This window comes from Roseibium sp., assembly GCF_965233565.1.
Taxonomy (GTDB): Bacteria; Pseudomonadota; Alphaproteobacteria; order Rhizobiales; family Stappiaceae; genus Roseibium.
This window is the reverse complement of sequence record NZ_OZ247494.1, coordinates 4,986,967-5,013,351: the sequence shown is the minus strand read 5'-3', so window position 1 is coordinate 5,013,351 and position 26,385 is coordinate 4,986,967. Positions and strand designations below refer to the sequence as shown.

19 protein-coding genes are annotated in these 26,385 nt (G+C 59.2%); 6 read left to right on the top strand and 13 right to left on the bottom strand.

Features of this window, described 5'->3' with window-relative positions; translation table 11 throughout:
* Positions 1-62 precede the first annotated feature (62 nt).
* Complete coding sequence (locus ACO6TG_RS22880; RefSeq protein WP_422375303.1) at positions 63-812, bottom strand: glutathione S-transferase family protein; 750 nt, start codon at positions 810-812, stop codon at positions 63-65.
* Between the two features lie 88 nt (positions 813-900).
* Between ACO6TG_RS22880 and hemN the strand changes: the two genes are divergently transcribed.
* Entirely contained in the window at positions 901-2,277 is a 1,377-nt protein-coding gene (gene hemN / locus ACO6TG_RS22875; protein ID WP_422375302.1) for an oxygen-independent coproporphyrinogen III oxidase, read from the top strand.
* 63 nt (positions 2,278-2,340) lie between these two features.
* Here hemN and ACO6TG_RS22870 read toward each other — a convergent pair whose 3' ends face one another.
* The 6 genes from ACO6TG_RS22870 to ACO6TG_RS22845 form a co-directional block, all read right to left on the bottom strand.
* Positions 2,341-3,423, bottom strand: coding sequence for a MerR family transcriptional regulator (locus ACO6TG_RS22870; RefSeq protein ID WP_422375301.1), 1,083 nt, complete (start codon positions 3,421-3,423; stop codon positions 2,341-2,343).
* A 132-nt stretch (positions 3,424-3,555) separates the two neighbouring features.
* The gene (locus tag ACO6TG_RS22865) at positions 3,556-4,269 is read right to left on the bottom strand and encodes a Crp/Fnr family transcriptional regulator (protein WP_422375300.1); all 714 of its coding nucleotides are present in this window, start codon (positions 4,267-4,269) and stop codon (positions 3,556-3,558) included.
* A 240-nt stretch (positions 4,270-4,509) separates the two neighbouring features.
* Entirely contained in the window at positions 4,510-4,857 is a 348-nt protein-coding gene (locus ACO6TG_RS22860) for a response regulator (protein ID WP_422375299.1), read from the bottom strand.
* Between the two features lie 134 nt (positions 4,858-4,991).
* The gene (locus tag ACO6TG_RS22855) at positions 4,992-5,606 is read right to left on the bottom strand and encodes a response regulator transcription factor (RefSeq protein WP_422375298.1); all 615 of its coding nucleotides are present in this window, start codon (positions 5,604-5,606) and stop codon (positions 4,992-4,994) included.
* A 5-nt stretch (positions 5,607-5,611) separates the two neighbouring features.
* Positions 5,612-6,811, bottom strand: coding sequence for a two-component system sensor histidine kinase NtrB (locus ACO6TG_RS22850; RefSeq protein WP_422375297.1), 1,200 nt, complete (start codon positions 6,809-6,811; stop codon positions 5,612-5,614).
* A 74-nt stretch (positions 6,812-6,885) separates the two neighbouring features.
* The gene (locus ACO6TG_RS22845) at positions 6,886-8,064 is read right to left on the bottom strand and encodes a pyridoxal phosphate-dependent aminotransferase (protein WP_422375296.1); all 1,179 of its coding nucleotides are present in this window, start codon (positions 8,062-8,064) and stop codon (positions 6,886-6,888) included.
* A gap of 282 nt (positions 8,065-8,346) precedes the next feature.
* On the opposite strand from ACO6TG_RS22845, the gene ACO6TG_RS22840 reads away from it, so the two are divergent.
* Positions 8,347-11,868, top strand: coding sequence for a PAS domain-containing hybrid sensor histidine kinase/response regulator (locus tag ACO6TG_RS22840; protein ID WP_422375295.1), 3,522 nt, complete (start codon positions 8,347-8,349; stop codon positions 11,866-11,868).
* A 37-nt stretch (positions 11,869-11,905) separates the two neighbouring features.
* On the opposite strand, the gene ACO6TG_RS22835 is transcribed toward ACO6TG_RS22840, so the two are convergent.
* Together ACO6TG_RS22835 and ACO6TG_RS22830 are read right to left on the bottom strand one after the other, a co-directional pair.
* Positions 11,906-14,398 carry a putative bifunctional diguanylate cyclase/phosphodiesterase gene (locus ACO6TG_RS22835; RefSeq protein WP_422375294.1) on the bottom strand — a complete coding sequence of 831 codons (2,493 nt, stop codon included), beginning with the start codon at positions 14,396-14,398 and terminating at the stop codon, positions 11,906-11,908.
* 266 nt (positions 14,399-14,664) lie between these two features.
* Positions 14,665-15,348 (bottom strand): response regulator, encoded by a 684-nt coding sequence (locus ACO6TG_RS22830; protein WP_422375293.1) that lies wholly within the window; start codon positions 15,346-15,348, stop codon positions 14,665-14,667.
* Between the two features lie 565 nt (positions 15,349-15,913).
* Between ACO6TG_RS22830 and ACO6TG_RS22825 the strand changes: the two genes are divergently transcribed.
* Entirely contained in the window at positions 15,914-16,783 is an 870-nt protein-coding gene (locus ACO6TG_RS22825; protein ID WP_422375292.1) for a thioesterase family protein, read from the top strand.
* A 2-nt stretch (positions 16,784-16,785) separates the two neighbouring features.
* Here the strand turns inward: ACO6TG_RS22825 and ACO6TG_RS22820 are convergent, their stop codons facing one another.
* The 3 genes from ACO6TG_RS22820 to ACO6TG_RS22810 form a co-directional block, all read right to left on the bottom strand.
* Positions 16,786-17,316, bottom strand: a complete 531-nt coding sequence (locus ACO6TG_RS22820) for a hypothetical protein (RefSeq protein WP_422375291.1) — start codon at positions 17,314-17,316, stop codon at positions 16,786-16,788.
* A 114-nt stretch (positions 17,317-17,430) separates the two neighbouring features.
* Positions 17,431-19,086, bottom strand: a complete 1,656-nt coding sequence (locus tag ACO6TG_RS22815; RefSeq protein WP_422375290.1) for a cisplatin damage response ATP-dependent DNA ligase — start codon at positions 19,084-19,086, stop codon at positions 17,431-17,433.
* An 88-nt stretch (positions 19,087-19,174) separates the two neighbouring features.
* Positions 19,175-21,496 carry a methyl-accepting chemotaxis protein gene (locus ACO6TG_RS22810; RefSeq protein WP_422375289.1) on the bottom strand — a complete coding sequence of 774 codons (2,322 nt, stop codon included), beginning with the start codon at positions 21,494-21,496 and terminating at the stop codon, positions 19,175-19,177.
* Between the two features lie 308 nt (positions 21,497-21,804).
* Here ACO6TG_RS22810 and ACO6TG_RS22805 point away from each other — a divergent pair, with 308 nt between their 5' ends.
* Positions 21,805-23,865 (top strand): DEAD/DEAH box helicase, encoded by a 2,061-nt coding sequence (locus tag ACO6TG_RS22805; protein ID WP_422375288.1) that lies wholly within the window; start codon positions 21,805-21,807, stop codon positions 23,863-23,865.
* Between the two features lie 45 nt (positions 23,866-23,910).
* On the opposite strand, the gene ACO6TG_RS22800 is transcribed toward ACO6TG_RS22805, so the two are convergent.
* Positions 23,911-24,738: a MipA/OmpV family protein gene (locus tag ACO6TG_RS22800; protein WP_422375287.1), complete on the bottom strand. Its 828-nt coding sequence runs from the start codon at positions 24,736-24,738 to the stop codon at positions 23,911-23,913.
* Positions 24,739-25,038: 300 nt separating this feature from the next.
* On the opposite strand from ACO6TG_RS22800, the gene ACO6TG_RS22795 reads away from it, so the two are divergent.
* Together ACO6TG_RS22795 and ACO6TG_RS22790 are read left to right on the top strand one after the other, a co-directional pair.
* A complete protein-coding gene (locus tag ACO6TG_RS22795) occupies positions 25,039-25,671 on the top strand; it encodes a TetR/AcrR family transcriptional regulator (RefSeq protein WP_422375286.1) in 633 nt (210 codons plus the stop codon).
* Positions 25,672-25,740: 69 nt separating this feature from the next.
* Entirely contained in the window at positions 25,741-26,382 is a 642-nt protein-coding gene (locus ACO6TG_RS22790; protein ID WP_422375285.1) for a PAN domain-containing protein, read from the top strand.
* Positions 26,383-26,385 lie beyond the last annotated feature (3 nt).

Genomic DNA, 26,385 nt, shown 5'->3' with positions numbered 1-26,385 from the left:
TGCGAAGATTTTTCAGGCTTCATGATTGATTGCATAGATCAACATGATCAATCTGATCAATATTATCCTGTAACACCGGGCAAGGTCACCGGCACCGGTCTCGTAAAGGGCAGACCTTCGATGCCTTCCTTCTGACAGGCCAGGCGCAGAGCCGGGCGTTTCTCCAAGAACTCCATAAGCTTTTGCAGACAAGGCGTTCCGGCAAGGTTCCACTTGCCGCTATTGCCGTAAATCTGCGCCCAGCGAACACAGGCCGCCAGGTAAAGATCGACGCAGGACACGTCCTTCCCAAGAAGACAGGGTCCGCCACCCGTTTCCAGTTCCGCCTCCAGGAACTGAAACCCGGCACCGATCCGCTCAATCAAGGTGTCTGAAAACAGCTGATGTCTGCTCTGGTCGGGCAGATAGCGTTTGACCTTGAAGGAAATGCGCAGATCCGAATGCAGCGTATTGGAAAGATAGAACAGCCATTTGAGAAAGCGACCACGTGCCGGAGAGGCTGCACCCGGCGCCAGTTGTGCATGACGGTCACTCAGGAAAAGCAGGATCGCGCCTGTTTCAAACAAGGGAGCATCCTGTCCCGGCACCTCGAGCACCGGAATCAGTCCCTGCGGATTGAGCTTGCGGTAGGCTGGCGATTTCTGCTGCGAGGTCAGCCGGTCAACAGGCACGTAGTCATAGGCTTCGCCCAGTTCCTCCAGCATCATGCGAACCACCAGGTTGGCACTGTCCGGCGACCCATGCAGCCGATACCGCGTCAATGCGCCATTTTCCTCGAGTTTCGGGCCGACAGCCGCAGGTATCTGGGTCACGAAGATTATCCTCTTCCATTTCCGAACCGGCAGGCTGGCCTTGAGCAATATCAAGGCGGCGCGACAGGACTGTCGCTTAGATGGCGCCATGATGAAGGACCCGCTTTCCCACGCCATGCGCAATGTACCGCGCTATACCAGCTATCCGACAGCGCCGCATTTTCATGACGGCGTGACGGCCAAGACTTATGCGAATTGGCTGAGTGCCATCTCGCCGGACGATTCGCTGTCGCTTTACCTGCATGTGCCCTATTGCCGGGAGCTTTGCCACTATTGCGGTTGTCACACCAAGGCAACCCGCCAGGATGCGCCGCTGAAGACTTATGCAGCGACACTCGGCCAGGAAATCAGCCTGGTCAGTGAGCATCTGGCCAATGCTGGCCCGGTACGGCACATACACTGGGGTGGCGGCACGCCGAGCCTGCTGCCGCGCCAGAGCCTGATCGATCTGGCGGGCCTGCTCAGGGTTCAGTTCGATCTTGATCCGAAAGTGGAACACGCCATTGAACTCGACCCGCGTCTTGTCAGCGCGGAGCTCGCCGAGACACTCGCCCTGATCGGGGTCAACCGGGCGAGCCTGGGTGTTCAGGATTTCGATCCTGACGTTCAAAGGGCCATCGGGCGCGTGCAGCCTTATGGGATCGTGGAACAAGCAGTGGCACATCTGCGCAGCGCCGGTCTTGAGGATCTCAACTTTGACCTGATGTACGGCCTGCCGGGTCAAACGTCTGCCACAATCCTGGACACAGTGGAAAAGACCCTGTCACTGGCCCCCGGCCGCATTGCACTGTTTGGCTACGCACATGTTCCCTGGATGCGCAAGCATCAGCGTCTGATCGACGAAAGCACTCTGCCCAACGCCGCAGAACGGCTGCAACTGGCCGACCTTGCCCGGGCAGAGCTGATCAAGGCCGGGTATGTCGCTGTCGGTCTGGATCATTTCGCCAAGCCGGACGACAGCATGGCGGTTGCACTGGAAGACGGCTCGCTGAAAAGAAACTTCCAGGGGTACACGACCGATCAGGGCGACCAGTTGATAGGCTTCGGCGTGTCGTCCATTGGCAAACTGTCCTCCGGGTTCATTCAGAACATGCCGGATGTCGGCAACTGGCGCCGGGCGGTCATGGCCGGTCAGCTGCCCGTTTCCAAGGGCCTGGCCCTGTCGACCGACGATCGACTGCGCGGGCGCATCATCGAAGAGATCATGACCAATTACGCTTGCGATCTGACACCGGTCTGCCAAGCTTTTGGCCTGTCGGTTCAGCACGTGCAGGACGCACTCGCCGCACTGGACGAACTGGCGTCGGACGGGCTGGTGCGCGTTCAGCGCGACGATGAGCAAACGGCCCGGCTTGAGGTGACCGAAGCCGGACGGCCCTATGTACGTCTCGCGGCGGCAGCCTTTGATGCCTATCTGGCTGACAGCCAGGCCAGCGGCAAGGCGCGTCACTCCGCCGCCGTCTGACGTTCCAATTGCGCGCCAGAATGGATCTGGCGCGCCCTTCCCGCCTGACGACCGGCACTGCCGTCAAGGCGTCGGCCTCATGTAAAGACCGTTCAAGACGCCGTCTGTTCCCTTGGAAAAACCCCATTCCAGACGCCCGTGTTCCAGGTCGACGACATAGACGTCAAATCCTTCAGCCCCAACACCACGGAATGAAATCTCAGTCACGTCACCGAGGCGCTCAAGCTCGGCCTTGACCATGGGCAACTGTTCCCGAACCAGGGCGCGCAGCAGCGGGCTCATACTGTCGAAATCCGGCGCACCCGCGCGGTGATCCGCGATCAGTTTGCGCAGAGCTGCCTCACTCTCCGGCATCGGTGTTTTCAAACGAACCCGCTCGGCCAGATCCGAACGGGTCTGATCAAACAGCCCCTCGGCGCAGCGGTCCGCGGGCATGTCGTAGCCGCCTTGATGAAGCACGAGCCCCGCGACGGTCCCGTCCGATCCCCTTGAAAAACTGACCTGGGCCGGTGTGACTTTCAGGAAGTACCGGTCCGGCGCTTCGGCATGAAGCTCAAATTCCGGCTGTCCCAGAACTTCCGCCAGCAGCCTTCCATCTGCGGTGCGGATCCGCATGACGACCCCGTCCTCAAACACATATTCTCCGGCGCAGTCCGTCAGGTTTTGCGGATCCGCTTCCACTTCGGTGCGCGGGCGCGCCTGTTCATAGCGTTTCCAGGCATGTTCATCGGCTACTTCCGTCATCTTGGTCTCCTTCGCCAGATCAAGGAGATCCTCCATGGTCAGTCCTTCACCGCCGCCAACCTTCCCACGCAGCCGCGCCACCAAGCGCAAGCTGCGATCCGTCTGTTCCTGACGGGTCTGAAGCGAAACATGCTGCATCTCCAGGAGCCGCTCGAGGTCCGTTGTCTGACCGGACAGGAGATCGGCAATGGTGGAGAGGCTAAGACCAAGCTGCTTCAAGAACATAATCTCGTTCAGCCGGGCAATGTCTTTCGCCCCGTATAGTCGCCAGTTTTTCTCGGTACGCACCGGTGATAAAAGGCCGTTGGCCTCATAAACGCGTAGCGCCCTGACCGATATCCCGATCCGGGCGGCGCAATCGGCGGCGGTAAGCAGCATGTCCTTCGGGACTTGTGTCTCCATGAGTACCTCCTGCCCGGTCCGATAAGCTATGACCGTAGGTCCGGCTCAAGACTTTTTTCGGCTTTTTTAGGCCGAAAACGAAAAAGGCCGCGATGTTCGCGGCCTTTTCAGTTCCAAATCTGCGTGGACGTCTTAATGCATGCCGGTCATCTGACAAAGGCCGCAGACCTTGTTGATGTGGATCTTGTCGGCCTTGTCGACGCGGATCACATTGCGCCGTTTCAAATCGGAAACAACGCGGCTGACGGTTTCGATGGTCAGACCCAGATAGTCGGCGATTTCCTGCCGGGTCATGTGCAGCTGCAGGTCATGACCATCCCGGTCCTCGACGTCTGGACCAACACAGCCCAGCCCGCCACGGTCCGGCACAAGGTGCATCAGGAAGCTCGCAACACGTTCAACGGCGGATTTCCGGCCGAGAAGCACGGCATGTTCATGCAGAACGCGCATCTGATTGGTGAGGCATTTGGTGAGCGTACGCTGAAGCTCAGTGGATTGCTCGACCTGACGCAGATCGATTTCATGCATCTCGGCTTCGGTCAGCGTCTCGGCCGTGCAGTCATATTCGTCGCCACCGGCCAGTCCGAAAATGTCACCGGGCCGGAGGACTTCAACCACCTGACGGCGGCCGTCCGGCAATAGCTTGAAAAGCATCACCGAACCGCTGGCCAGTTCATACAGGCGCCTGGCGGTGTCCCCTTCATAATAAATGACAGAGTGGGTTTCATGCGAAACCTTCTTTGCCCCGAAATCTGAAAAGGTCTGTTTGCGGTGTTTTTGGAGTGGCGTAACCTGCGGTCTTGCACCCGCGCCCTGGCCGGCGGTGCCTACGTCGAAATAAGCCATTGTCCCTCCTTCGTGCCCAATCGCACGGCATTTGTTGCGGCGAAGCCGCGGCGCCTTCCATTGCCAATTCGTCCAGACACCGGAAAGCGAACCACCACGTAACGTCCCGTCCGACGTTTCGTGATTTGCAGGAGGAACTCTAACGAGCTCCAAGGGATGAAGAAATTCGGTCGACTGCGTAAGAACAATTACATATGAGCTAAATAGTCGCGTGACAAAGAGGCGGGCGACTCACGTGTCTCAAGCAATTGCTTTCGTGAGCATGTCGATGGAAAGCGGTTTCCTGAGCACCGTCAGGTTCGGTAGATCTCTGATTTGCTGTAGCAAATTGATACGTGACTTGCCGGATATGGCAACTATGCCCGGTATTTCCGGCCGGTTCAGCAATTCACGTACGACATCGGCCCCGCTTTTGCCGGGCAGGCCCAGGTCAACAATGACCCAGTCCTCGGCCGACGGCATTGCCTCGGCGAGGAAGGTTTCACCATCCTGATAGGTTTTCGGACGATGGTCCTGCGCTTCCAGCGCAATAGCCAGCGCATCAGCAACCGCTTCATCGTCTTCCACAATGTGAATAATCACGCGCACTCATCCTGACAGCGCTACTCCATATCGCGCTACCTCTCATGATACGCCAATTGAACGGCCAAGACTGTACGCAGAAATACGTTTCGACTGCGCGCTCACAGCGGTTTTACTGGATGAAACATTCCAAGCGGAGCTCATGCACCGGTTGTTGGGTGACCCAATACAATACGAACCAGGTCTGCCGCGTTTCGCGCACCGAGTTTTTCCATAATACGTGCCCGGTGGACTTCAACGGTTCGCGGGCTGATACCCAGCGAGCGGCCGGCCTCCTTGTTCGACGCACCGTCCGTGATTTCCTTGAGCACTTCAAGCTCGCGCCGGGTCAAGGACTCAGCCCCCTGGAAGGAAGGCGCAGCGTCTTCGTTTTGCCGGGCGCGGTTGATGGCGATGCTTTCCTTCACGCGTTCCAGAACGGCTTCGGCTGAAAAAGGCTTTTCGATGAAGTCGAAAGCACCATTCCTGATGGCCTCCACCGCCATGGGAATGTCGCCCTGACCGGAAATGATGAAAACCGGGGCCGGGTAGCTTTCCGCGTTGAGCGCCTTGAGGATCTCGATCCCGGAACGCCCCGGCATATGCACGTCCAGCATCACGCAGGCCGGTGTGGACTTTTGCGCGGAACTGACAAATTCGTCGCCATCGGAAAAGGTCTCGACAACGTAGCCTTCCATGTTGAACAGAACCGACAGGGCATCACGCACCGCAGGATCGTCGTCAACGATGTAAATGGCCTCCGCGTCAGCTTTCATTTGGTTCAATTCCCTGTTCTCTCTTCAATCAGACTGGCCGACAGCGGCTCTCCGTCCGGCCCGTTATCCGGCGGATCAATGGGCAAGGTCAGCAGAAAGGAGGCTCCAGTTCCCTGAGACACCGGTTCATGCCGCAAGTCGCCCCCGTGATTTTGCGCGATCGAGCGCGAAATGGCCAATCCGAGGCCTACACCCTTGTGTTTTGCCCCGGTGAATGCCCGGAACAAGCCGTCGACGACTTCCGACGGGACCCCGGGACCATTGTCTGTCACTCTAAATTCCAGCCGGTCCGCGGCGCGGCAGACAGACAGCACAACCTTGCGATCTGCTTGGTCAGCCACCGCTTCGCGCGCATTTCGCAGAAGATTGATCAAAATCTGCCGGATCTGAACCGGGTCCGCCTTCAGCGGGGGCAAGTCCGGAGCAACATCCGCCTGCATGACGGGGGCGCTGTCGCCAGCTCCGAGCTCCGCCATTTCCAGGCAGGTTGCGACCAGCTGGGCAACCTCCACGCTTTGCCGTTCCGGCGCCTTTTTTTCCACCAGCTGGCGCATGCGCTGGATAATGTCACCCGCACGTTCGGCTTCCCGGACGGCCTTGTCGATCACTTCCAGGATCAAGGGATCCAGTGATGCTTCAGCCCTGGCCTTGCGGGAGACGGACTGGAGATAGAGCAGAACGGCCGTCAGCGGCTGGTTCAGCTCATGCGCGATGGCCGCTCCCATCTCGTCCAGCGCGCTGATCCGCGTCATATGCAGCAGTTGCGCCTGGGTCTTGGCCAGCCTGTCTTCGATCTGCTTGCGCGGACGCAAGTCCCGCAAGATGCCGATGAACTGGCGTCCGCAGGGCGTGCCGGCCTCTCCCACAGACAATTCGATCGGGAAAACGGTCCCGTCCTTGTGCTGGGCCTGAACCTCGCGACCGATGCCGATGATCTTTTTCGTCCCGGTCTTCAGATAGTTGTCAACGTAGCGATCATGCGCCCTGGCATATTCTGCAGGCATGATCCTGCTGACATTGCGGCCCAGAAGATCCGAGGCTTCATATCCGAACAGACGCTCACAGGCCTTGTTGAAGGCAAGCACCTGCCCACGGTCGTTGATCACGACAATGCCGTCCGCCGCCGTATCGAAAACGCTCGCAAGACGCGCTTCCGTTACTGCGGCATGTTCTTCATCCTGGTCGATTACGTCGTCGTGGGCCATCCCGGTACCCAAATGGAAATCACGTCCATTCAAGGTTTAAGGGGTTTCACGTATGCCAGCAACCCATAGAAAGTCTAAATCTCTGGTATCCAAGCGCTAATTCGACGCACCGCTTCCTTTAGCTGGTCCTCGCTGCGCGCATAACACAATCGCAGACAATGTTCGCCACCTTCTCCAAAGGCCGTTCCCGGGGCCAGACCGACACCTGTCTGGCGGACGAGGTCCAAGGCGAAGCGACGGGTATCCGTCACGCCATCCACCGAAAAGAACAGGTAAAATGCGCCTTGCGGCGGCACCACACGTACCCGGTTCAGGCCCTTGAGCCCGTTGACGACGCAGTCCCGGCCGACGCGCGCTCTGGCGACCTGGTCCTTCAGAAAATCCTGTCCTTCCGTCAAAGCCGCGACGGCGCCCCATTGCGAAAAGGACGGCACGCCGGAGGTCGAATACTGGATGAGATTTTCAAAAACCTGCCCGAGTGCGGGCGGGGCCGAAATCCAGCCAACCCGCCAACCGGTCATGGCCCAGTTCTTGGACATGGAATTGACAAAGATGATCTGATCATCGTCATCGGCAACGTCATAGAAAGACGGCGCCCGTTCTGCATCGCCGTAATAGAACAATGCGTAAATCTCGTCGGCGATAATCCAGAGGCCATGGCGACGCGCCAGCTCAAGAAATTCCTTGAGCAGGTCTTCACTTGCCGCCCAGCCTGTCGGATTGCACGGAGAATTCAGAAAAAGCGCCGTTGTCTGGGGTGTGATCGCCGCCTCGACATCTTCGATCCTCAAGTGCCAGCCGGCCTCATCTTCATGCATCGGTACACTGACAGCCCGTGCTCCATGGACTTCGACTGCTGCAGTGATGTTCGGCCAGGCCGGCGTCGGCACGATGACGTCACTGCCGGCATCGCAGACCGCTTGCACGGCAAGCTGGATGGCCTGCATTCCGGAGCCGGTGACGAAGAAGCGTTCCGGCGAGAAGGGCCGGTCATAAAGGCGCTGATGATAGTCGGCGAGTGCTTCACGCAGCGGCGGAATCCCGCGCTGCCAGGTATAAAACGTCTCGCCACGGTCGAGCGACGCTTTCGCAGCTCCTGAAATGAAATCCGGCGTCGGCAGGTCTCCCTCGCCTGCCCAGAGGGGGATCAGGTCTTCGCGCCCCCATCCAGCGTTAAATATCTCGACAATTCCGCTTTCCGGCGCCTTGCGCGCGCCCATGCTCAACCGGTCAATCAGGCTGGTCACACTCATATCCCCTGTGTCCTGTTTCGGCGCAGCTTAGCCCGTTTGACCCGCGATGTTTCATGAAAGAATGTGAAACAGACTTCACCGCTCGTGATCGGTCTTGAAGGGACAACCAGTTGAACCTGGTCGGGTTTCGCCTCGGTCTCCTTCACATGACCAATGGACAGGACATCCTGGCTGTGGTCCGATCGGTGCGGACAGCGAACGAAGAATTCGCGACTCGGTTCCAGACGCCGCAGCTGAGGCAGAGGAAACGGGCAACCGCTCGGGAGGACGGCAAACCAGACCATGATGCATGGATGGCTCGTGATATTGGCCGCGACGGCCTACATTCTGTGCTTGTTCGCGATTGCCAGCTATGGCGATCGCATGACCCGGCGCAAATCACCGCGCTCGCGCGGCCGCCCGTTCATCTACGCCCTGTCGCTGTCGGTCTATTGTACGTCCTGGACATTTTTCGGCTCTGTCGGCAATGCCAGCCGAACCGGCATTGAGTTTCTGACAATCTATATTGGTCCGTTGCTTGTTTTCGCACTCGGCTATCCGCTGCTGCAGCGGATCATCCAGATATCAAAGACGGAAAGCATCACCTCGATTGCAGATTTCATCGGGGCCCGTTACGGCAAGAGCCAATCGGTTGCGGCGCTGGCAACGATCATCGCGGTGATTGGTGTCATTCCCTATATCGCGCTGCAGCTGAAGGCCCTGTCGCTGTCGATCACGACGCTTGCCGGGTCGCTGATTTCACCCGGCTTCATGTTTGCCCCGATCTTTGACGACATCACATTGATGATCGCTCTCGGCATGGCGATCTTCAGCTGGGCCTTCGGGACACGCTATATCGATGCGACCGAGCACCAGGAAGGCCTGATGCTGGCGATTGCCGCGGAAGCCGTGGTCAAACTGATCGCCTTTCTGGCCGTCGGCATCTGGGTTACCTACTTCCTCTTCGATGGGCCGCTGCACCTGATCCGCTCGATCTCGGAAGCGCCGGAGGTTGCCGAAGTCTTCGACCAGCCGATGAATCTCGGCAACTGGCTGGTCATGTCCTGTCTGTCCGCCTTTGCCGTGCTGCTGCTGCCGCGTCAATTTCACGTCACGGTCACCGAAAACAATTCCGATGCGGAGCTGAGGCGGGCGACCTGGATGTTCCCGCTCTATCTGGTGCTGATCAACCTGTTCGTGATCCCGATCGCGGCCGCCGGCATGTTGCGCTTCGGTCAGGATATCAATCCGGACACATACGTTTTGGCCCTGCCGCTCGATGCGGGCCAGCACTGGCTTGCCCTGTTTGCCTTTATCGGCGGACTGTCCGCAGCAACCGCCATGGTGATTGTTGCCACCGTGGCGCTGTCGATCATGATTTCCAATGACATCGTCGTGCCCTTGCTGCTTCGGCGGCACAGCGAGGAGGAAATCGTCAACACCTCCGGAAAGGACATGAGCAGCCGCCTGCTCACAATCCGCAGGCTGTCTATTTTTGCCATTCTTCTTCTCGCCTATGCCTATTACAAAGCGGCGGGGAATACGGCTGCGCTCGTCTCGATCGGGTTGCTGTCCTTTGCGGCCATCGCGCAATTTGCGCCGGCTTTCATTGGGGCCCTGTTCTGGCGGCGGGCGACTTCACTTGGGGCGATTGCCGGGCTTTGCGGCGGTTTTTTCGTCTGGGCCTATACGTTGCTGCTGCCGACTTTCGCCAAATCGGGACTCATGTCCGACGGCTTTCTCGCAACCGGTCCTTTCGGCATCGAATCTCTGAACCCGCAAGGCCTGCTCGGCCTCGACATGGATCCCTTCATTCACGGCACGCTCTGGAGCCTGGGCGTCAATATCTGCCTGTTTGTCGGCGCTTCCTTCCTGCGCAAGCCGCTGCCGGCGGAAACGTTGCAGGCCAACGTGTTTGTTCCGGCCGAACTCACGCCGTCCCCCAATCTCCGGTACTGGCGCACGTCCGTGACCGCAGGCAATCTGCAGGCGACAGTCGCGCGCTACCTTGGTGAAGAGCGGACGGAGCGTTCCTTCCTTCGTTTCGCCAGCGAACGGGGCAAGGAGCTGGATCCGAATGCTCTGGCGGACGCCAACCTGCTCCGGTTTTCCGAACAGCTCCTTGCCAGCGCCATCGGCGCGGCGTCGTCCCGGCTGGTTCTGACCCTGATGCTGAAAAGGCATGACCCGTCAACAAAAGGCGCGGTGAAACTGCTCGACGACGCCTCCATGGCGATTCAGTACAATCGCGATCTCTTGCAGACCGCACTCGACCAGGTGCGCCAGGGCATCGGCGTGTTTGACCGGGATCTGAGGCTGATCTGCTGGAACCGCCAGTTCCGAGACCAGCTTGGACTGCCCGCAGAATACGGCCAGGTCGGAACCACCCTGGACACCATTCTTCGCTACAATGCAGAGCGAGGGGAATTTGGCGCGGGCCCAGTAGAGGCCCTGATTGCCGACCGGATCGAGAAGCTGGTGCTGCTTCAGGAAACCTTCCAGGAAAAACTGGAATCGAGCGGCACCGTGTTCGAGGTGCGCATCAGCCCCATGCCCGACGGGGGCATCGTGACCACCTACACCGACATCACCGAACGCGTCCTGGCGGAAGAGGCGCTTGCCAGAGCCAACGAAACGCTGGAACGCAGAGTACGCGAACGCACGGAAGAACTTACCCACGTCAACGAGCGTCTTGTGGAAGCGACACGGGCAGCAGAAGAAGCCAATATCGGTAAAACACGGTTTCTGGCGGCCGCCGGTCACGACATTCTTCAGCCGCTCAACGCGGCCCGTCTATATGCATCCGTTCTGGTCGACAAGCTCCGGGAGGCCGAAGACGGGGAGCTGGTGCGCAATGTCGAGATGTCCCTGGAATCGGTCGAGGACATTCTCGGTGCCGTGCTGGATATTTCACGGCTGGACACCGGAGCATTGAAACCCGAGCCGACAGTTTTCCGACTTGACGAGTTGTTAAGCGGCCTCGCTCTGGATTTTCAACCCGTTGCCGAAGACAAGGGCCTCGATCTCAGGATCGTTCCCACATCCGTTTCCGTGCGCACGGATCGCAGGCTGTTGAGGCGTCTTCTGCAGAACCTCGTGTCCAATGCCTTGAAATACACGCAGGAAGGGCGTGTGCTGGTCGGCTGCCGCCGGCGCGGCAACCGTGTGCTGGTCGAGATTTACGACACAGGCATGGGCATCCCGAAAAGCAAACAGAAAGCCATCTTCCAGGAGTTTCACAGGCTCGATGACGGCATGCGCATGGCCAAGGGCCTGGGCCTGGGCCTGTCGATAGTCGAGCGGATCAGCCACGTGCTGAATCACCCGGTCGAGCTGCGTTCCGAGGCCAACAAGGGTTCTTGTTTCTCAGTCGAGTTGCCCCGGTCCACGGCAGTTCCCGACAGTGCGCCCGTGCACCAGATCGCCCCCCCTTCCGGTCAGCTTGAAGGTCTTTGTGTTGTGGCCATAGACAATGAACCGGACATCCTGAGCGGCATGCGCCACCTGTTGACCAACTGGCACTGCCGGGTCGTCACCGCTCCCGACGAAACGCAAGCGGCATTGGAATTGAACAAGGCCGGCCTGACACCCGACGTCATTCTGGCGGACTATCATCTCGACAACGGAACTGGAATCGAGGCGATTGTGAAGCTGCGTTGGAAGTTCGGTCAGCAGATTCCGGCCATTCTGATTACCGCGGATCGCAGCCGGGCCGTGCGCACCGAAGCCAGCGACAAGGACATCGCGTTTTTCAACAAGCCGCTCAAACCGGCCGCCCTGCGTGCTCATCTGGCGCGCTGCCAGGCGGGACAGGCTGCCGAATAACCGCAATCCGTTTCGGCGCACGAAGCGAGGTTGAGCGTCAGGAAACAGAGCGCATGTCGGAGGGGTTCCTGGGCGCCGTGCTGGGTGACCGGTCCTCCCAATCTTCCTTGCGGATCTGCGCGATCTTCATCGGATTGGAATCCGGTTTCCCGAAATAGTAGCCCTGCATCGTGTCGCAGCCGAGCGTTCGCAGGGCATCGACCTGGAATTGGCGTTCGACGCCTTCCGCCGTCACCTCCAGCCCAAGATTATGCGCCAGGGCGATAATGGCCGAAATGATCGCAAGGCCGTCACTGCGCTCTCCGATCTCGTCGACAAAGGACTTGTCGATCTTGATCTTGTCGAACTTGTACTGCCGCAAATAGGACAGGGAGGAATACCCGGTTCCAAAATCGTCCAATGCGATCTTGATGCCAAGATCCCGCAATTTCTCCAGCTTGGTCGCGGCAGAACCGAAGTCGCGCAGGAAAACCGATTCCGTGATTTCCAGAACGAGGCGTTCCGGTGGGAAACCGGTCTCCTCAAGAACCGCATAGACGTGATCAACCAGGTTGGGATCCATGAATTGAACCGACGACAGGTTGACCGCAACGCTTTCCAGATCGGGACAAAGAGCTGCCGCGGCGCACGCCTTCTTCAGGACCCAGTTGCCCAGCGGCAGAATGAGACCGGCATGTTCGGCGATCGGAATAAACGTATCGGGTGGAATCTCGCCACGGACCGGGTGCAGCCAGCGCACCAGAACTTCACTGGAGACCACCTCACCGGACCTGGCATTCACGATCGGCTGGAAATCGACGTTGAGTTTTTCGTATTCGAATGCCTCACGCAGATCCGACTCCAGCTCCCTGCGCTCGAGAACCTCGCGCTCCATTTCATATTCAAAGGCAAGCGCACGCCCTCTGCCGCCTTCCTTGGCCTTGTAGAGTGCGATGTCGGCCTTGCGCATCAGGTCGTCCAGCGTGTCGCGGCTGTCGCGGAACCGGGTGTAGCCAACGGTTGCGCCGATCGCAAAATCGCGCCGGCCGATCCGGAACGGCTTGCGGGCCACACTGACCAGATCATTGGCAAAGGCCAGCGCTGCTTCGTCGCTCTCGAACCGGCCAAGCGCGGCAAACTCGTCCCCTCCAAACCGGGCCAGAACAGTCGCCTCTCCGCCGATCACCTTGAACCGGCTGGCAACCTGCCGCAGCAACTCGTCACCTGCAGGGTGGCCACTGGTGTCGTTGACGACCTTGAAATTGTCCAGGTCAATCAGGAACAAGGTCAGCGTGTCGTCACTGAAACTGGTCTGGCTCTCCAGCCGCATCTCGGCCTGCTTGAGGAACCAGCTCCGGTTTCCAATACCAGTCAGAGAATCGTGTTCGGCAAGGTGAGAGACCAGAGCGTTCGCCCTACGCGTTTCAGTCACGTCGGACGCCACTCCGCGATAGCCCGCATAGGAGCCATGTTCATCAATGACCGGTCGTGCAGCGAGTGACCACCAGCGCTCCTCGCCCTGTACGTCAATGCCTATGACGATGTCCCGAAACGCCTCTTGCTCGTCAAACGCATTTTCCAGCCTGACCAGCGCCGTGCGTGCCTCGGCTTCGTCGAGGGAATAGGCCAGATCCACCATGCGCTTGGATTCAAGCTCCGACCGCGTGCGCCCACTTGCATGCAGGAACCGGTCCGAAATGTTGCGGAGAAGACCCGCACTGTCGGCTTCCCAGATCCAGTCGCTGGCCTTTTCTTCAAACTCGTTGAGCAAAAGGGCGATCAGCTCGCCGCGCTGCTCCAGCTCCGCTTCCGCCAGAAAATGCGAGGCAAACAGCCAGCCTGCGGAAGCCACGCTGCAAATGACAACCATCGTGTAGCTTGTCAGCAACAAGAACAGCATCCAGATATCGCTGCTCTGGCCGATCGCAAGTGACACCAACGATGCCAGATAGAGGATCCCCACCCAGCGGAACGCAGCCTGCGGAACCGTCGCCAGAGTGAACCCGCCACCGCACAGCATGCCGATTGTCACGCAGGAGGCCATCCAGATCCCGTTGGCGTCTCCCGAAACAAAGGCGGCAATCGGCACCACCGCCCAGAAGCTGCTGAAAACCGTGGCATGCAAAACGGCTTTGTTGAGCGCGTTTCGGGACACGAACTCGACCGGCTCTTTGCGGGATTTCAACCACTTATGTGTCGTGAACGCCAAAAAACCGCAAATGCCGATCAGCCAGACCGCAAGATACTCGACCGGCACAAAGGTCTGAAACGACAGAGCAATGACAATCGTGTTGATGACATTGGCGAAGATGATGAAGGGCGTCAGACGCGCTATGCTGGCAACCTGTGCCGCTCGGACCTTTCGCGCCACCTGCTCGTCGACAACCGGATGACCAAAGGCAAGCAAAAAGGCCTTGGTCGGATTACTTTCCTGCTTTCCAGCCTGTTCCGGCGCCTTGGTGCGGTCCACAGCAGAAAACGATTTGCCTGGCCTGAAAAACGCCATGCAAATCGTTACAAGGATCAGTGTCCAATTGGAGCTGAGCCGCATCTTGTCTCCGCAATAGGGTCACGCACTGTGCGGCGCACAGCCCCACGAAGACGATTGTTACCGCCATTCCCTGAAATTCCGGTAAAAGAACTGGTAGAATTCAGGAGCCTCGAAATTCAGCTGGTCTGGCTGTCCGGACGACGCGGGAAAGACGGTTCAGGTCCGTCTTTCCAAACAACAAACGGCAGGCCTATGCCTGCCGCCCGAGTGCTCTTCAGGAGCTGGTGCCAAAAACAGGCACATGTTCACCCGACAAGGGACAAAGCCTAGGGAGCGTTCGCAGCTTCCGCGGCCTCGCCCCCCAATTGCCATTGACCTGCTTCGATTTTTGAGGCGGCGATCACGGCCTGGGTGCGGCTTTCCACACCCAGCTTCTGGAGAATGGCGGAGACATGTGCCTTGACGGTCGCTTCGGAGACCGACAGTTCATAGGCGATCTGCTTGTTGAGCAAACCTTCGGACAGCATCATCAACACCCGGACCTGTTGCGGGGTGAGAGTTGCCAGACGTTGGACGAGATCACCACTGCCATCGTCCGCCGTCAGGTCGACATCCGGCGGTGTCCACATATTGCCTGTCATGATTTCGGAAATCGCTTCCCTGATCACGTCAATACCGTGGGACTTCGGAATGAAACCGGAAGCGCCGAACTCCACGGCCCGCCGGATCGCCTGCGGATCCTCGTTCGCGGAGACCACCACAACCGGCACCCCGGCATATTGCGCCCTTAGATACATCAGCCCGGAAAAACCGCGCATTCCCGGCATCGACAGGTCCAGGAGAATAAGGTCAACGTCGCCGTCCTTTTCCAGGCTGGCGGTCACGTCTTCCAGCGCGCCAGCTTCCTCGATCGCAGCATTCGGGTACTGCGTCTCGATCGTCTGGCGCAGCGCACCGCGAAACAGGGGATGATCATCTGCGATTATGAACCGATACGACGTCGCCGACACGTTGCTGTTCCTCCCTCGAGGGCCTTGAGTTCGCTCTCCCGCCTCACAGAGACCGTGCGCTCGTTCCTCCCAGCGCGCAGTCAGACCGGATTTCTCAGGCAGAGCCCTTTTGTTGCGGCCATTGGGAAGTATGTTTGCAACACCGAGAACGCGCAAGTCAAACAATGCTTTTGGACTAGGCGTGAACGATCTGCGAATTGCGAACCTGCCGCGTGGACCTTCAACATGGTGGCAACAAATTTTGGGCTGATTCAGCGACGATATACCAACAAGGTTGCAAGTTCCCATCTTGAACCTGTCAGTTCTACGAAGCCAGTTATCGAAATTGTGCGTAGCGTCCACTCAAAAATCAAGCCAAAGAATTGCAGCACACCTTTAAAGACAACTCATGATTAGTGAGATAGTGAAATCAGTTGAAGAATAAACTTCAGTTACGCGCAACGCCTCGGATACACTCGTTTTCCATAGTCTGAATTTGCAGTTGCTATTCATTGCAAAGACAGCAACAACTGACCTGCCTCAAGCAGGCTTATAAACAATATCTCTGAGTGCGCGAAACCATACAATGTCCGTCCAAACCACCCTATTATCGTTTGTAAATCGCTGGGAATGCGACGAAAACGATCATCTGAACGTCCAGTTTTACTTTAGTCGGTTTGAAGAAGCAGATCGACAATTCCGACTGCTTTCCGGGCTCAGTGAAACGCTGGTCGGAGCCCGCCGCGTCCGGCATGTGCGCTTTCACGCGGAACTTCGGACGGGTGATCTGATCACCGTTCACTCAAGCATTGCCTTTGACGGCCCGCACATGCTGACGGTGATCCACGAACTGCGGGATGGCGCCTCCGGAGAACTGGCGGCAACCGCACTCGACGGGTATGAACCGAGCGCCAATTCAGCAAAAACACTTCGGCAGCGATTCAAGGCGTTTCAGACGTCGATGATCGACGAGGCAGCACCACGCGGCATACCGGCCGGGCCTGCGAACGCACGTGCAACAATTGCCAATCTGGAAGCCAAGGGCGCACAGATCGCCTATCGCGGGACCGTCCTGCCACGGGATGTAGGTGTGGATGGCCGGGCGGACGACCGGTTTGCACTGGCCTGCTGCACCGACGGCGTCGCCCATGTCTGGCAGCGGACGCCAATGACACACGCCTATCTGACCGAAAACGGGCTTGGCCGGGTTGCCGTGGAAATGAAACTCACCTGGGCAACCCCGTTGAAATCGGGCGACACGATGATTGTCCTGTCCGGCTTTACCGGTGTCAGCGCAAAAACATTCGCCATGCGTCATCACCTGTTTGAAAGCCGAACAAGCCGGCTGGTGGCAACGCTCGACGTCATTGCCCTGACCATGGATCTTGAAAGAAGGCTGGCCGTGGAGCTGCCTCCGGAGGCGCATCAGGCCATCAACAAGATGCTGATCGACTAGGGTCAGTTCCCCTCGCCGTCAAGGTCCTTCTGCAGGTCGCGGACCATGCCGAAGAAGCGCCGCATTGCGCTTTCGGTAAAGGTGAGGACCTTCTCAAGTTCCTCATCCTCTTCGCTCAAGAGCGACGAGGAGCCATCCTTGTCCCGTTCGGACCGGTCCAGAGCGGATCCCGGCGGTAATTTCCGGTCCGGGCCGCCATCCCCGCTTTCCAGCTGCTCAAGCCGGGCAGTCAGGCGGTCCACTTCAGCAGCAAGTTCGCTGATTTCCGCAAGGTAGGCTTCTTCGGCAAGCGGCACGGGGTTGCAGCGCCAGGCATCATTGCGCTCCTGGCAGATCGACACCGTGCCATTCTGGCGATCCACGCGCAGGATCTCGTCATCAACGGCGACCAGGGAGAACCGGTCCGGCCTGCCCTCGCTTGCTGCATTCGCATCAGCTTGGGACATGTTGTCCTGCGCAGCGGCCCCTGCACTGAGCATCAGCGCGGTCAGTCCACCGGCAATCACCGTCTTCAAGGTATCACGTATCATCATGTCGCCTTTCCGGTGCCGGCAGGCACCGGCTATGTTCAGGTATTCAAGACCTGCCATGATTCCATGGCCAAAGCACGACCAATCCCGGCTTTTTCGCCAAGTGTCACCAGAGCGTCACCCTGTTTCACGCGGCAGCAGGGCTTCCAGTGTTTCCAGCCGATCCGCCTCGGCAGCCGGTTTATCCCAACGCAGGCGTGCGATCCTGGGAAACCGCATTGCAACACCCGATTTGTGACGCCCGGACCGATTGAGACCCTCAAACGCCACTTCCAGAACCAGGCCCGTCTCGGGACCGTATGCCACCTCCCGCACAGGCCCAAAGCGATTGGTCGTGTTGTTGCGCACGAACCGGTCGATTTCCCTGAGTTCCTCGTCGGTGAAGCCGAAATAGGCCTTGCCGACAGGGACAAGTTCGAGGCCGTTGTCCCCGTCTCGCCAGACACCGAATGTGTAATCGGAATAGAAAGACGACCGTTTGCCGTGACCTCTTTGGGCATACATCAGGACAGTGTCGACCAGATGCGGCTCGCGTTTCCACTTGAACCATTGCCCCTTCGGCCGGCCGGGCACATAAGGCGCATCCCAGCGTTTCAGCATCAGGCCTTCAACAGCCTTCGCATCGGCTGCAGCGAGATGATCCTGCGGAGCCGCACGCGCCGCCGCAATGTCCTCCCAGCTGGCCGCCTCCACCATTGGCGAGAGGTCGATTCGGGGATTGGAAAGTCCTTGCACGAAATCTTCAAGCAGCTTGCGGCGGTCGGCAAAGGGGCGGTCGCGAAGGTCCGTTCCATCCAGGGCCAGAAGGTCATAGGCTCGGATCGCAGCGGGGTATTCGCGCAACAGTTTCGGCCCGGCTGTCTTGCGGTTGAGCCGCTTCTGCAGATCGGAAAACGGCCTGACCTTACCCTCCGACACCACCAGCAGCTCCCCATCAACCGATGCCCTGAAGTCGAGCAGGTCGACTATGTCCGGAAAGGCCCTGGAGATATCCTCACCCGTCCGGCTGTAGAGGCGCCTGACCTCCTGTCCATCGGAGGTTTTTCCCGCAGCGGCCTGAACACGAATGCCGTCCCATTTCCATTCGACTGCAAAGTCCGTCGCCGTGAGCTGAGGGGTGTCCTTGTCGACATCAAGCGGGTGGGCCAGCATCGCCGGACGGAACGGCGCCGGATCATCGGTCTCGGGCGGGCCGGCCCTTCCCTCGGCCCAGGCGAACAGGGTTTCGTACGGGGCTTTAAGCCCGTGCCAGACTTCCTCGACCCGATCGACCTCCAGTCCGCCCAAGCGCGCAACCGCAGACTTCGCCAGACGCGCTGAGACACCGACACGCAATCCACCCGTCACGAGTTTGAGCAAGGCCCATCGCCCTGTCTCGTCAAGCGCATCCAACCAGCCGGCGAGCAGACCGGGTACGTCCGTCTTTCCTGCCCCAGACAGCTTCTCGACAACTTGTGCAAGGCCCGGCGCATCCGGCAATAGGTCTGCTTGTGTGTTTTCCGGCCTTGGCCACATGAGCGCGATGGTCTCGGAAAGGTCGCCGACAAAGTCATAGGAAAGCGCGAACAGCTGCGGGTCCGCCCGTTCGCTGATCAGGCCTCTGAGAAGAGCGGGTTTGGCATGTTTGAAGGACAGTCCGCCAGTCAGGGCCGCCAGGGCGTATCCGCGATCCGGATCGGGCGTCTCCTTGAAATAGCGGACAAGCAGGGCCTCCTTGGCAAGGCGGCGCGGCTCCAGGGAAAGCCTGTCCAGTAATTGGGAAAAGCATTGCATCAAAAAGATCCAACCGGGAAAGCTGCGCGCACGCAAGTCTTTCCCGGTTAGATACAATTTTGCATCACTGTTTCAAGCGGACAGCCAGTCAGGCTGCGGCGGATTTCTCACCCATGGCATGCAGGAACTGCAGACCGACGATGTCGTCGCGCATCCACTTGATTTCCATCGGCACATTCTGACCCGAGTTGTCTTCATAGGTCACCCGCATGCCGACCTCGGCTCCGGTGAAGGCCATGACACCAATGCCGCCTTCGGAACTGTTCATCAGGCGTGTGCGGATCTGCTGGCCGTTCTCGGCCATCAGGGTGACCCGCTGCCCGGCTTCCTGTTTGCGGCTGGCCCGGCGGCGTTCCTCGACATCGCGGGTCATTTCTTCCAGAAAGCCCTCAATTCCATGCGCCATCTGATCGGCGACCTGCTTGACCTCACCGGCAATGCGGTCAACCGATTCCGCTTCGCTGGCGGTCGCCTGGATCGCCTGGTCCACGGTTTCCGCACTGTTGACGGCATTGCTGGTCTCGCTGGCCGCCATGGTGATGCTCTGCGATATCTCCTGGGTGGCAACACTCTGCTCGCCCACCGCAGCCGTGATGGCCCCGGTGACCTCGCTGATCATCTCGATGGAGCCGGTGATCCGCCTGATGGATTCCACCGCCTCATCGGTCAGCCCCTGAACGGACGAGATCTGGCTAGAGATTTCCTCAGTCGCCTTTGCTGTCTGGGTCGACAGCTCTTTCACCTCTGCGGCAACCACCGCGAAGCCCTTGCCGGCTTCCCCGGCACGTGCCGCCTCGATTGTGGCGTTGAGCGCCAGCAGGTTGGTCTGTTCCGCGATGGCACGGATCATCTCGACCACTGTTCCGATTTTTTCGACTGCCTCTGCCAGGCTGGAGACGTTGGCGTCGGTGCGCTTGGCCACATCCGTTGCCTCGTCGGTTGCGCTCGAGGCCCGTTCCGACTGGCTCATGATTTCCTGGATGGCGGCGGACATTTCCTCCGCCGCAGCGGCAACCGTCTGAACATTGTTGGAAGACGAAGCCGATGCATTCTTGGCCTGGGTTGCGGCGCCTGAAGCATCCTGCGAAATGGCACGCACTCTCGACGCGATATCGGTCATGTCGCCGGTCTTCTGGTTCACGTCACCCGTGACGCTATCCATCAGTTCTTCAAATTTCTTGATCAGGTCCTCGACATGATTCTGGCGCATGCGCTCCTTGTCACGCTCCTTCGCCGCTTCCGCTTCCAGCGACGTTCGCACGCGCGCGTTTTCCTGGAAAATCTCGCCTGCGCGCGCCAGATCGCCAATCGCATCCGAACGTTCCGCCATCGGCATCTTGAAGTCGGTGTCGCCTTCCGCAATCCGGACCAGGTTCGTCGTCAGCGAGCCGAGCAGGCCGTTGACGTTGCGCAGCGTCCAGACGCAGATCGCAAGCGTCACAAGAACGACAATGATCGTTTCGGCAAATACATAATTCAGGTGCGAATCTGCGGCTGCCGCAATTTCAAGGGCTCTCTCTTCAGCAGCCTTGAGCATCACATGCGACGCGTCGCGAATGAGATTGAGACGTTCCGTGGCCTTGCCGAACCACACCGAGCCGTCAATACCCTGACCGTCTTTCGTTTCCGGCAGCGTGCGCAGCACCTTGCGCCACTCCGTCACCTGATCGACGGCCGGTCCTGATACCAGATCTTTGTAGGTGGCAAGTTCTTCCGGGGTGGCGACCCGCTTGAAGTCGTGGAGAAACGCCCCCTCGACCGACAAACGGTCAAAATAGGCCAGATAACGTTCGTGGGGGACTTCGCCGGTCTTAGCCACGATGGTGAACAATTGCCCGCCGATTGCACGCTCGAGCCCCCCTGCTTCAATCGCCTCGGTCAGCAGCAGGAATGGGGTCATCTGCTCCGCATAAACATGATCCGCGCTGGCGTGCTGTGCTTCCTGAACAATATTGATCAGGCTGTGCACCTTGCCGGAGTAAAAGGCGATGTTGCCCTTGCCGTCGATGGATCTGGAATCTATGCCAGACCTGTGCCGATCAATTTGGTCGAGGCTCTTGCTGGCCTCCCGGACTTCCTTCAGGAGCTTTTCATTCGCGACCTCGAAAGACGACACAAAGGCGGTCATGTCCGCGACGGCCTTGTCGGTCGCCTGCCGTTGCTTGTCGAGCGCAGATTTCGGTCCCGAAGCGTAATCGGTCGCCAGCATCACGGCCGTGCGCCCCCGCTCCTTCTGAAGCTCGTGCAAAACCGCTTCGGCCTTTTCCGCCACAACACTTGTCGGATAAATATCCGAAGCAACCTTGCTTTCCGAATAGGCCTCGTTCAGCGCGATGAAACTCGCGATCGCGTATGCGACCAGCGGCACGATCGCGAGCAGCGCAATTTGTGCGCGAATGGACTTCAGCATCAATAGCCCCCAAACCTGGACATCTCGCCAGATTAACGCTGAGGCAGGTTAATTTTTTCAATAACCTAGAGATGAAAAAATAGGCAGACCTATACCCTTGGTATAATTGCCGAGGCGATTTGTGCGCGGCTGCAAAATCCTTGGTCAATCTATGCAATATCGCGTGGGCAGGTGTGAAACTAACAGGATGGACGGCGCGGCCAAATGGCTATATAAGCCGCGGCCATCCAAGGGCACGTGTGGTATTTGCCCGATCCGGTAGACTGCTGATTGGCATGCAGATGATCCGGAGCAGTTGAAAGATCTTTATGTCTGATTTGACTTCCGTCGCCCCGGCCCTTCAGGCCGCGCTGGCGAAACGCGGCTATGAAAGCCTCACCCCCGTCCAGGAAAGCGTGCTTACCGACGCACCGCCCGAAGCGGACCTCCTGGTGTCTGCCCAGACCGGTTCCGGCAAGACCGTCGCCTTCGGTCTGGCCCTCGCGCCGACACTGTTGGGCGAAGATGACCAGCTCGGCCAGGCAGGCGCTCCGGTCGCTTTGGCCATTGCCCCGACACGCGAACTGGCGTTGCAGGTCAAGGAAGAGCTGACCTGGCTTTACGCCGATGCACGCGCCGTCACCACGTCCTGCGTTGGCGGCATGGATCCGCGCACCGAACGGCGCGCGCTGGAACGCGGTGCCCATATTGTCGTCGGCACGCCGGGCCGCCTGCGTGACCACATCGAACGCGGCGCGCTTGACCTGTCGGAGCTCAAGGCAGTCGTTCTCGACGAAGCCGACGAAATGCTCGACATGGGCTTCCGCGAAGACCTGGAGTTCATTCTGGATGCCGCGCCCTATGACCGGCGCACGCTGATGTTTTCCGCCACCGTTCCCCGCCCGATTGCCGAACTCGCCAAGCGTTTCCAGAAAGATGCCGTGCGTCTGTCGACCATCAACGCCCGCGAACAACATGGCGACATCGACTATATCGCCCACCCGGTTGCACCCAACGAACGCGAGAATGCGATCATCAATGTGCTGCGCCTTTTTGAGGCGGAGAAGGCAATTGTCTTCTGCGCAACCCGTGAAGCCGTCAGCCGCCTGACCTCGCGCCTCGCAAACCGTGGTTTTTCCATTGTCTCGCTCTCCGGTGAGCTCAGCCAGGAGCAGCGCTCCAGCGCCCTTGCGGCCATGAAGGATGGCCGTGCCAGGGTCTGTGTTGCGACCGACGTTGCCGCCCGCGGCATCGACCTGCCCAATCTGGACCTGGTCATTCACGCCGACCTGCCGACCGGTAAAGCGGCCCTTTTGCATCGGTCCGGCCGGACCGGACGCGCCGGCCGAAAAGGCACATGCGTGCTGATGGTGCCGTTCCCGCGCCGCCGCCAGGCAGAGCGGGTCCTGCATTTCGCTGGCATCACCGCGACCTGGAAAGGCGCGCCGACTGCCGACGACATCCGTGCCAAGGACAAGGAACGGCTGCTGGCGGACCCGGCTCTCACCGTGGAGCTGGAAGATGAAGACCGCGCCATCGCCCTGGAACTTCTGGCCTTGCACAGCCCGGAACAGCTTGCGGCAGCTTTCGTGAAGCTGCGCCAGTCCCGCCTGCCGGCACCGGAAGACGTCTCCGATCTTGACGAAAGCTCGCTTCGGGGCCGCGATGCCGGTTCCAAGGGCGGCCGCAGCGCCGAGATCACCGGCAAGTTCGAGGACGGCATCTGGTTCTCGCTGTCGCTTGGCCACCGCCAGCGCGCAGAACCGCGCTGGATCCTGCCGATGATCTGCCGTGCCGGTCATGTCACCAAGAAGGAAGTCGGCGCGATCAAGATCTTCCAGAACGAACTCTACTTCGAGATCGCCGGCAACCACGGCCAGCGTTTCAACGAGGTGATCAAGCGCGACGGCACCGGTGAAGACAATGTCACCATCACGCTTTTGGACGCACGCGGCGGCAAGATACCGGCCCCGCCGAAGGAAAGCGGTTTCCGTCGCGACCGGTCCGGCCCGCCCAGGCGCCGCCCGCGCGGTGCGGACGCGCCCGATTATGAAAATCTCGGCCGTGAAGACAGTCTGAAGAAGGACCGCCCCAAGCGCGGCCACAAGGACAAGTTCGACGGACCGCGCGGCAAGAAGCGGCGTCACTCCGACGATGACGCCCCGCCGCATCACCCGGCTTACGAGCCGCTCGATATGAAGGCTCTGGCGCGGGATCTCGACGGCGGCGACCAGCCGGCACGCAAGAGCCGGCACGGCGATGCGGAGGACGGCGACCGCCGCAAACCGCGCAGCCGTTCTGCGGCCAAGTCCGCTCCGCCAAAGAAAAAGGCGGCCAAGAAAAACAAGCCCTCCCGCTCCGAACGCAAGGCGGCGAAGTCCAAGTCCTGATCAAGTCAAAAAGCCGACGGCACAAACCGTCGGCTTTTTTGATGGTCAGAAGGAATAGGAAATCCCGAGTCCCCCCATGAACTGGTCCGGAGACCCTTCCTTCTTGACGATCGGACTGTCGGCAGCATCGCCCAGAAGCCTGGAATAGGACGCCCGGCCGACGATGCCCCAGCGCTCCGTGACATTGTAACTGGCTGTGACGCCGAGACTGACATCCTTGATGCCGCCGGCGGCAGTATATGCCGCCAGACCGGAGCGGTTCGCGCCCGCATTCGTCACGCCGAAATAGGTATCCATGTAACCATCGCTGGCGAGCCCAAGCGACACATCCGCGCCAAGCCGCAGCCGTTCGGTGGCCGCCACCATGTAGGAGGCGGAGACGGATCCGGAAACGCCTTCATGGACACCTGAGACATCCGCCATCAGTTCCGCCGAGATCTCGAAAACGGCGGATTGCATGAGAAAAGCATTGAACTGATAGGCCGCGAACCCGCCGACCTCAAACGCCCCGTCAATCTTGTCGAGCCGGTCGACCACCTTGTTGCTGGCGCCGTCCCGGCCCATGTCGTAGCGGATCGCCGGCCCGAACTGAAAGGCCGCATCGGGCCTCAGGTTCAAGGCTGCTTCCGGCCCCTCGATTTCAAGTCCCAGGCCAAAGGCCTCAAGATTGGCATAGAAAAACGGCATTGCGGCATATTCGGTCGCGCCTTCGTAATCCGGCATGGCGCCGCCACCGACAATGATCAGCCCGTGAAAACCACCCTTCTCGTCAGGTTCCTCTGTGGGCCAGTCCGGTTCCTTCTGTGCCAGATCCGCGGCAAATGCCGGTGCAACCGCACACCCCGTCGCTGCCCAGGCCGACAGGGGCACCACCAATAGATTTCGAAACGAACACAAAGCCCTCAACCTCCGTTGAACAAGAGTTCCTCCGGCGAACCGGATGGTCGAGGCACTTTGACGGGGAGCGGGATCTCAAAAAACTCGCGTTCAGACGTGTCTGTAAGGCCGGAATCCGGAGTTTCGATTTTTGTCTAAAATATTGATTTACATAAGTTTACTGACACAGACCTTGAAGCGAGCAATAACTGTGGGCGAGAGCCACTCGCATTCCGGTCACATTTCCGTCCAATCTCGTGCCAGATATAGGCCATTCCCTTTTGAAGAGAGACTTTCGTGCCGACACTTCTGAACCCTGGCCAGCGCCGCCAGCCAAAGCAATTGCGCTCCCGACTGATGGTCGAAACGATCGTGGAGGCGGCCCATCAGGTGTTTGCGGAGCATGGCTTCGAGGGCGCCACCACCAACCAGATCGCGGAACGTGCCGGCATCAGCATCGGATCGCTCTATCAGTATTTTCCGAACAAGGACTCACTCATTCTGGATGTTCAAAAACGGCACCATGAGGACGTCCTCACCACCGTCAAGAATGCGATGCAGCTGTCCGGCATGTTGCCTTTGCGCGATGCTATCCGCTCCGTCATTGCCGCCAATCTCGACATGCATCTGCAGTCCCCGAAATTGCATGCCGCATTCGAGGAGTGGATCCCGGCAGAATCCAAACTGGTTGACCGGGACGATTTCCGTCAGGAGATGGCCGCCGCCATACGCACCTTCCTGTCGCAGCGGCCGGAAATCATGCAGGAGGCCCCGCTGGACCAGACCGTTTTCGTGATCATGAACATGGTCCGATCCGTCATGCATGCCTCCGTTCGCGATCAGGGGTCACACGTGGACAGAGCCAAGATCATCGACACGCTGACCGACAGCCTCCTCGGCTGCCTTCAGCCGGTGTGCGTCAGTCGATAGGCACATTCAACAGGCTTGTCGTGCCGTTCCGCTCACCGTTACCGTAGGTGAAATCGTTAGGGGGACGACATGACAAAACCGTTTTCAGCTTTTTCACGCGCCGCATTCCTGTTTCTGGCAGCAACCACCACCGCATCGGCTCAGGACACGCCAGACTTCCATATGGATTGCCACGCTGCCAGAACCAACAACGAGACCTTTATCTGTTCCGATGAAGATCTGCTCAGGCGTGATGCCCAGCTCGGAGAGTTGTCGGACCGGCTCTACAGCTTCCTGGATGCGCAGGGGAAGGCCGAGATGGCGCGTGAATACGCGGAATGGCTGGCCACACGCGACGACTGCGAAGACAGTTACATGTGCAATGCCAGCATGTATTCGGAGCGGATCACGTTTCTGCAGGAAGAACTGGACCACATGGACGCGCCCGGATTTGCCGCAACGGCCTCCCCCTCGGTCGGTGCAGATGGTTTCGGCATGGTCGCAAACGCCGGAATACCGGGACACAACCAGGAGAGCTTTCCCGGAATGACCCTCGACATCTGCAAGTCGATCTGCGTTCAAAGGCCCTGGTGCAAGAGCATAGACTTCGATCGCACCAATGGCGCCTGTTACGTCCAACCTGTTGCCCAAGAGGATGTCGGCTCACTCAGGACAGATTATCCAGGCAATCCATACGATCACTATTTCTACGCACCGCGCCTGCGAAACTGAACT

What these genes read in the sequence shown, in the direction of transcription:
- hemN (WP_422375302.1), top strand. Translation starts at nt 901, where the DNA reads ATGATGAAGGACCCGCTTTCCCACGCCATGCGCAATGTACCGCGCTAT.
- ACO6TG_RS22870 (WP_422375301.1), bottom strand. Translation starts at nt 3,423, where the DNA reads ATGGAGACACAAGTCCCGAAGGACATGCTGCTTACCGCCGCCGATTGC.
- ACO6TG_RS22865 (WP_422375300.1), bottom strand. Translation starts at nt 4,269, where the DNA reads ATGGCTTATTTCGACGTAGGCACCGCCGGCCAGGGCGCGGGTGCAAGA.
- ACO6TG_RS22855 (WP_422375298.1), bottom strand. Translation starts at nt 5,606, where the DNA reads ATGAAAGCTGACGCGGAGGCCATTTACATCGTTGACGACGATCCTGCG.
- ACO6TG_RS22850 (WP_422375297.1), bottom strand. Translation starts at nt 6,811, where the DNA reads ATGGCCCACGACGACGTAATCGACCAGGATGAAGAACATGCCGCAGTA.
- ACO6TG_RS22845 (WP_422375296.1), bottom strand. Translation starts at nt 8,064, where the DNA reads ATGAGTGTGACCAGCCTGATTGACCGGTTGAGCATGGGCGCGCGCAAG.
- ACO6TG_RS22840 (WP_422375295.1), top strand. Translation starts at nt 8,347, where the DNA reads ATGATGCATGGATGGCTCGTGATATTGGCCGCGACGGCCTACATTCTG.
- ACO6TG_RS22835 (WP_422375294.1), bottom strand. Translation starts at nt 14,398, where the DNA reads ATGCGGCTCAGCTCCAATTGGACACTGATCCTTGTAACGATTTGCATG.
- ACO6TG_RS22825 (WP_422375292.1), top strand. Translation starts at nt 15,914, where the DNA reads ATGTCCGTCCAAACCACCCTATTATCGTTTGTAAATCGCTGGGAATGC.
- ACO6TG_RS22820 (WP_422375291.1), bottom strand. Translation starts at nt 17,316, where the DNA reads ATGATGATACGTGATACCTTGAAGACGGTGATTGCCGGTGGACTGACC.
- ACO6TG_RS22815 (WP_422375290.1), bottom strand. Translation starts at nt 19,086, where the DNA reads ATGCAATGCTTTTCCCAATTACTGGACAGGCTTTCCCTGGAGCCGCGC.
- ACO6TG_RS22810 (WP_422375289.1), bottom strand. Translation starts at nt 21,496, where the DNA reads ATGCTGAAGTCCATTCGCGCACAAATTGCGCTGCTCGCGATCGTGCCG.
- ACO6TG_RS22805 (WP_422375288.1), top strand. Translation starts at nt 21,805, where the DNA reads ATGTCTGATTTGACTTCCGTCGCCCCGGCCCTTCAGGCCGCGCTGGCG.
- ACO6TG_RS22790 (WP_422375285.1), top strand. Translation starts at nt 25,741, where the DNA reads ATGACAAAACCGTTTTCAGCTTTTTCACGCGCCGCATTCCTGTTTCTG.